Source organism: Curtobacterium luteum, assembly GCF_001475545.1.
GTDB classification, from domain to species: Bacteria; Actinomycetota; Actinomycetes; order Actinomycetales; family Microbacteriaceae; genus Curtobacterium; species Curtobacterium luteum_A.
Map to the genome: position 1 here is coordinate 21,932 of NZ_LDQC01000040.1, position 6,190 is coordinate 28,121.

Here is a 6,190-nt window from a genome sequence, read left to right on the forward strand (position 1 = left end):
CGCCGCTGTGCTCGAGACCGGGTCGGCCGTCGTCCGGCGCCGCGGGCGCTCGGGGACGGCGGCGCCCACGCCCACGCCCGGTCCGGCGCGCTCGCCCCTCGACGCCTCGTAGAATCGACGGCATGACCACGGCAGCACCACCTCCGGACGGCTCCGTCGACCACGAGGACGACGACGCCCTGAGCTGGGGCGACGCGGACGACGCGACGCACGTCGACGCCGCCCACAACCCGGTGGCCGTCAAGGAGCGCCGCTCCCACGACGACGAGGGGCCGCTCGGCTCCGGACCGCTCATCGGCTTCGGTGTCCTCGGCGGGCTCTACCTGCTCTACACGGTCGCCTGGCTGATCAGCGCGAGCGTGCTCGCGGTCGCCGACCCCGCCTCCGAGGTGATGCGCGCCCTGGCGATCGTCGCCCCGGCGCTCTGGTTCGTCGCCACGCTCTGGCTCGGTCAGTCCGCCAGGAACCGCACCAAGTTCGTCTGGCTCGTGATCGGCGCGGTCGTGCTCATCCCGTGGCCCTTCATCCTGACGAGGAGCTTCGGGTGACCGCCGACACCGCACCCGCGCCCGCGCGGGTCCTGGCGCCGTGGCGCATCGCGATCTGGGTCGTCGCGGCGCTCCTCCTCGCGTACGTCACGTGGCAGGCCGTCGGCAACTTCATCGGGGTCTCGACGCCGATCCTGCAGAACAACGAGTTCCTCGCGAAGAACGGCGCGACGGCGCTCCAGAGCTCGGTGCCCTGGACGGCGCTCGTCCTCGACGTCGCGATCGCCCCGGTCGGCTTCGTCGTCGCGGTCCTCGTCTCGCGACGGATGCCCCCACTCCGCACGGTGGTCGTGTTCCTCACCGCGCTCTGCGCGGTGAGCGCACTCTGGTTCACCCTCCTGCAGTACGTGACGAGCACGACGGTCATCGGGTCCTGACGGACCGGGCCCACCACCGGACGGGAGGCCCAGCTCGCGACACGCGCCGTGCCTCCCGTCCGTCGTCCGGTCGCCACCAGGGCGTCACCGCGGTCGTAACCATCCGCTCGCGTCGATAGCATGGTGGGATACCGCCCGTCTCGTGTGAGGAAACAGCAGTCGTGCCGAAGCCGGTCGTCCTGATCGCCGAAGAACTCTCGCCCGCCACCGTCGACGCCCTCGGGCCCGACTTCGAGATCCGGAACGTGGACGGTACCGACCGCCCAGCGCTCCTGTCCGCCCTCGCCGACGCGAACGCGATCCTGGTGCGGTCCGCCACCAAGGTCGACGCCGAGGCCATCGCCGCGGCCCCGAACCTGCAGGTGGTCGCCCGTGCGGGCGTGGGGCTCGACAACGTCGACATCAAGGCGGCGACGACCGCCGGTGTGATGGTGGTCAACGCGCCGACGTCGAACATCATCTCCGCCGCGGAGCTCACCGTCGGGCACATCCTGTCGCTCGCACGGCACATCCCGGCCGCGCACGCGTCGCTCGCCGGCGGTGCGTGGAAGCGCTCGGCCTACACGGGCGTCGAGCTCTACGAGAAGACGGTCGGCATCATCGGCCTCGGCCGCATCGGCGCGCTCATCACGCAGCGCCTGCAGGCGTTCGGTGTCTCGGTGATCGCGTACGACCCGTACGTGACCACCGCCCGCGCGCAGCAGCTCGGGGTCGAGCTCGTCTCCCTCGAGGACCTGCTCCGTCGCGCGGACTTCACCACGATCCACATGCCGAAGACCCCCGAGACCCTCGGCATGATCTCCGACGAGCAGTTCGCGCTCATGAAGCCGACCGCGTTCGTCGTGAACGTCGCCCGCGGCGGACTCATCGACGAGGACGCGCTCCGCCGTGCCCTGACCGCCGGCACGATCGCCGGCGCCGGTCTCGACGTCTTCGTGTCCGAGCCGCCGCAGGACGACGCGCTGACCTCGCTGCCGAACGTGGTCGTGACGCCGCACCTCGGCGCCTCGACCGACGAAGCCCAGGAGAAGGCGGGCGTCTCCGTCGCCAAGTCGGTGCGCCTCGCGCTCGGTGGGGAGCTCGTCCCGGACGCGGTGAACGTCGCCGGCGGTGTCATCGACCCGTACGTGCGCCCTGGCATCCCGCTCGTCGAGAAGCTCGGCCAGGTCTTCACCGCGCTCGCGACCTCCCCGGTGACGAGCATCGACGTCGAGGTCCACGGCGAACTCGCCGGGTACGACGTCAGCGTGCTCAAGCTCGCGGCGCTCAAGGGCGTGTTCACCGACGTCGTCAGCGACCAGGTGTCGTACGTCAACGCGCCGCTCATCGCGGAGCAGCGCGGCGTCTCGGTCCGGCTCATCACCGACGCCGACAGCCCCGAGTACCGCAACGTGCTCACGATCCGCGGCGCGCAGTCCGACGGCCCGGCGATCAGCGTCTCGGGCACGCTCACCGGTCCGAAGCAGGTCGAGAAGCTCGTCGAGATCAACGGCCACGACGTCGAGGTCCCGCTCGACCGGCACCACGTCGTCATGGAGTACGTCGACCGCCCCGGCATCGTGGCGGTGTACGGCAAGGAGTTCGGCGACGCCGGCATCAACATCGCCGCGATGCAGATCTCGCGCGAGGCCGCGGGGGGTCAGGCGCTCAGCGTCCTGACGGTCGACTCGCCGGTCCCCGCCGAGATCCTCGAGCACGTCCGCTCCACCATCGACGCGACCTCGCTCCGCGAGATCGACATCACGCTGTAGGGGAGTCCGGCAGATGACGCAGACCGTGAAGCTCGCCGTCGTCCGTGGCGACGGCATCGGACCCGAGGTCCTCGACGAGGCGCTGAAGGTCCTGCACGCCGTCCTGCCGGACGACCTCGTGGTCGAGGAGACCGCGTTCTCGCTCGGCGCCGACCGCTTCCTCGCGACCGGGGACGTCCTCACCGATGACGACCTCGCGGCGATCGCGGAGCACGACGCGATCCTGCTCGGTGCGGTCGGCGGCGACCCGCGCGACCCACGACTCGCCGGCGGCATCATCGAGCGCGGTCTGCTGCTCAAGCTCCGCTTCGCGTTCGACCACTACGTCAACCTCCGTCCCACCGTCGTCTACCCGACCGTGGCGACCCCGCTGTCGTCCCCGGGCGACGTCGACTTCGTGGTCGTGCGTGAGGGCACCGAGGGGCCGTACGTCGGCAACGGCGGGGCGATCCGTGTCGGAACACCGCACGAGATCGCGACCGAGGTGTCGCTGAACACGGCGCACGGCGTCGAGCGGGTCGTCCGGTACGCGTTCGACCTCGCCGACCGTCGGCCACGGAAGCACCTGACGCTCGTGCACAAGAGCAACGTGCTCGTCAACGCGGGAGCGCTCTGGCAGCGCACCGTCGCAGCGGTCGGGGCGGAGTACCCGGACGTCTCGGTGGACTACCAGCACGTCGACGCCGTCACCATCCACATGGTGCAGGACCCTGGTAGGTTCGACGTCATCGTCACCGACAACCTCTTCGGCGACATCATCACCGACCTGGCCGGCGCGATCAGCGGCGGCATCGGTCTGGCGGCCTCGGGCAACATCAACCCGGACGGCACCTTCCCCAGCATGTTCGAGCCGGTCCACGGCTCCGCGCCGGACATCGCGGGTCAGCAGAAGGCCGATCCCACGGCCGCCATCCTCTCCGTCGCCCTGCTGCTCGACCACCTGGGTCGCAGTGACCTGGCGTCGGTGGTCACCCGGGCGGTCGAGGCGGACCTCGCGGACCGGGGCACCACGCAGCGTCGCACGGCCGAGGTCGGCGACGCCGTCGCCGCCGCGGTCACAGCACGCACCACCACCGCCTGACAGGAGCCACCCCATGTCGACCGACACCGCCTTCGGGCTCGAGTTCTCCACCAGTCCGTCAGCCGAGCGTCGCGCCGCGGCCGAGCGTGAGGCGATCCTGGCGGACCCGGGCTTCGGCAAGCACTTCACCGACCACATGGCGACCGTCAGCTGGACCCTGGAGGACGGCTGGCACGACGCGTCGATCCACCCGTACGGTCCTTTGACCCTCGACCCGAGCGCGAGTGTCCTGCACTACGCGCAGGAGATCTTCGAGGGACTCAAGGCCTACCGCCACGCGGACGGGTCGGTGTGGACGTTCCGACCGGACGCGAACGCGCGGCGGTTCCAGCGGTCTGCCGCGCGTCTGGCGCTCCCGGAACTCCCGGTCGAGGCGTTCGTCGAGTCCATCCGCCAGCTCGTGCAGACCGACGTCGACTGGGTGCCGTCGGCGCCGGAGACGAGCCTGTACCTGCGGCCGTTCATGATCGCGACCGAGTCGTTCCTCGGCGTCCGTGCCGCGCAAGCGGTGGACTACCACTGCATCGCGAGCCCGGCAGGCGCCTACTTCACGTCGGGGCCGAAGCCCGTGTCGATCTGGCTGTCGACCACCTACGCCCGTGCCGGCAAGGGCGGGACCGGTGCCGCGAAGACCGGCGGCAACTACGCGTCGTCGCTGCTGCCCCAGCAGGAGGCCTACGAGCACGGCTGCCAGCAGGTCATGTTCCTCGACTCGCAGGAGGGCAGGTACCTCGAGGAACTGGGCGGCATGAACGTCGTCCTCGTGAAGTCCGACGGCACGCTCGTCACGCCGGACTCGGACTCCATCCTTGAGGGCATCACGCGGGACTCGATCCTGCAGCTCGCCGAGGACCGCGGGCTCCGCGTCGAGCGTCGCCGCGTGACCCTCGACGAGTGGCGCGACGGTGTTGCGGACGGCTCGATCACCGAGGCCTTCGCGTGCGGGACCGCCGCCGTGGTGACCCCGATCGCCGAGCTCCGCGGTGACGGCTTCACGATCGGTTCGCCGACCGAGGGTGCCGGCGAGCTGACGATGTCGCTCCGCGAGGAACTCACCGACATCCAGTACGGCCGTCGTCCCGACCCGCACGGGTGGATGACCAAGCTGACCGACGCGTCCTGATCGCGGCACGGGCGTCGGTAGGGTCGAACGGTGAAGATCGCACGGTTCAGCAGCAAGGGTGAAGACCCCCGGTACGGCATCCTCGACGAACGCGACCTCGTCGTGCTCGCGGGGGACCCGATGTACCAGGGGTTCGAGACCACGGGGGAGCGGGTGTCCCTCACGGACGCGAAGCTGCTCGCCCCGGTGATCCCGCGCTCGAAGGTGATCGGCGTCGGGCTCAACTACGCCGAGCACGCGTCCGAGATGGACGAGCGCTCGGGGGACGACCCCGTGGTCTTCCTCAAGCCGAACACCACCGTGATCGGCCCGGACGACCCGATCCGCCTGCCCGCCGGTGTCGGGCGCGTCGACCACGAGGGGGAACTCGCGATCGTGATCGGTTCGCTCGCGAAGAACGTCCGCCGCGAGGACTTCGCGAGCGTCATCCTCGGCTACACGATCGCGAACGACGTGACGGCCCGTGACCTCCAGGCGCGGGACGGCCAGTGGACCCGGGCGAAGGGCTTCGACACGTTCTGCCCGCTCGGCCCGGCGATCGAGACGGAGATCGACCCGTCGGACATCCGCCTCGAGACCCGCGTGGACGGTGAGCTGCGCCAGGCGGCCTCGACGAGCGAGATGATCCACGACATCCCGACCCTCATCGAGTTCGTCTCCTCGATCTGGACACTCCTCCCCGGCGACGTCATCCTCACCGGCACACCCGCCGGCGTCGGGGAGATCCGCGACGGCGAGGTCGTCGAGGTGACGATCTCGGGTCTGGGCTCCCTGAAGAACCCGGTCATCGCGAAGCACTGACCACACACACGACGGCCCGTTCCCTGCACAGGGGACGGGCCGTTCGCCGTCCCGGGGCCGATCCGGCCGCTCCCGACGCGGACACCCCCGAACGCGACACGCCCGGGATGGACACCGGTTGGCGGGGCCCCGAGGGCGTGTGTAGAGTAATCACTCGTTGCCGCTGAGGCGGAGAACGGAACGGCCGAGACGGTCACCGGGTCGAAGACCTGGAGATGCAGTCCGGACGGGGTCCCGCTCGCAGCAACACCACCCCGATGAAGCGTCACCGCAAGGTGAGGTGTTCGGTGTGGAAGGAACTGCCTCTCTGGCGAAGCCTCGTGTTCGGGGTCGAGTGGGGAGTGCGTCTGGTCCTTGAGAACTCAACAGCGTGCACATTGTCAATGCCAATTTATTGACCCCGTTGCCTTCACTTGTGGAGGTACGGAGACAATTCCTTTTGGATGGACAGAATTGTCAGTTGACAGTTCTTTTTGTCAGTATCAACTCGGCCATGCTTTCGGGTGTGG

The 6,190-nt window shown here is 69.7% G+C and carries 6 protein-coding genes; all 6 read left to right on the forward strand.

The features are described from left to right. The first annotated feature begins 122 nt into the window (after positions 1-122). The 6 genes from NS184_RS07720 (at position 123) to NS184_RS07745 (ending at position 5,681) form a co-directional block, all read left to right on the forward strand. On the forward strand, positions 123-548 hold the full coding sequence (locus NS184_RS07720; protein WP_058725543.1) for a hypothetical protein: 426 nt from the start codon (positions 123-125) through the stop codon (positions 546-548). Further along, positions 545-925, forward strand: a complete 381-nt coding sequence (locus NS184_RS07725) for a hypothetical protein (protein WP_058725544.1) — start codon at positions 545-547, stop codon at positions 923-925. The genes NS184_RS07720 and NS184_RS07725 overlap by 4 nt, the downstream gene beginning before the upstream one ends. 161 nt (positions 926-1,086) lie before the next feature. Continuing rightward, on the forward strand, positions 1,087-2,676 hold the full coding sequence (serA, locus tag NS184_RS07730; RefSeq protein WP_058725545.1) for a phosphoglycerate dehydrogenase: 1,590 nt from the start codon (positions 1,087-1,089) through the stop codon (positions 2,674-2,676). Between the two features lie 13 nt (positions 2,677-2,689). Continuing rightward, positions 2,690-3,757 carry a 3-isopropylmalate dehydrogenase gene (locus tag NS184_RS07735; RefSeq protein WP_058725546.1) on the forward strand — a complete coding sequence of 356 codons (1,068 nt, stop codon included), beginning with the start codon at positions 2,690-2,692 and terminating at the stop codon, positions 3,755-3,757. Positions 3,758-3,770: 13 nt separating this feature from the next. Beyond that, on the forward strand, positions 3,771-4,880 hold the full coding sequence (locus NS184_RS07740; RefSeq protein WP_058725547.1) for a branched-chain amino acid aminotransferase: 1,110 nt from the start codon (positions 3,771-3,773) through the stop codon (positions 4,878-4,880). A 30-nt stretch (positions 4,881-4,910) separates the two neighbouring features. Continuing rightward, the gene (locus NS184_RS07745) at positions 4,911-5,681 is read left to right on the forward strand and encodes a fumarylacetoacetate hydrolase family protein (protein ID WP_058725548.1); all 771 of its coding nucleotides are present in this window, start codon (positions 4,911-4,913) and stop codon (positions 5,679-5,681) included. Positions 5,682-6,190 lie beyond the last annotated feature (509 nt).

Coding starts and splice junctions, on each gene's coding strand:
- NS184_RS07720 (WP_058725543.1), top strand. CDS start 123: ATGACCACGGCAGCACCACCTCCGGACGGCTCCGTCGACCACGAGGAC.
- NS184_RS07735 (WP_058725546.1), top strand. CDS start 2,690: ATGACGCAGACCGTGAAGCTCGCCGTCGTCCGTGGCGACGGCATCGGA.
- NS184_RS07740 (WP_058725547.1), top strand. CDS start 3,771: ATGTCGACCGACACCGCCTTCGGGCTCGAGTTCTCCACCAGTCCGTCA.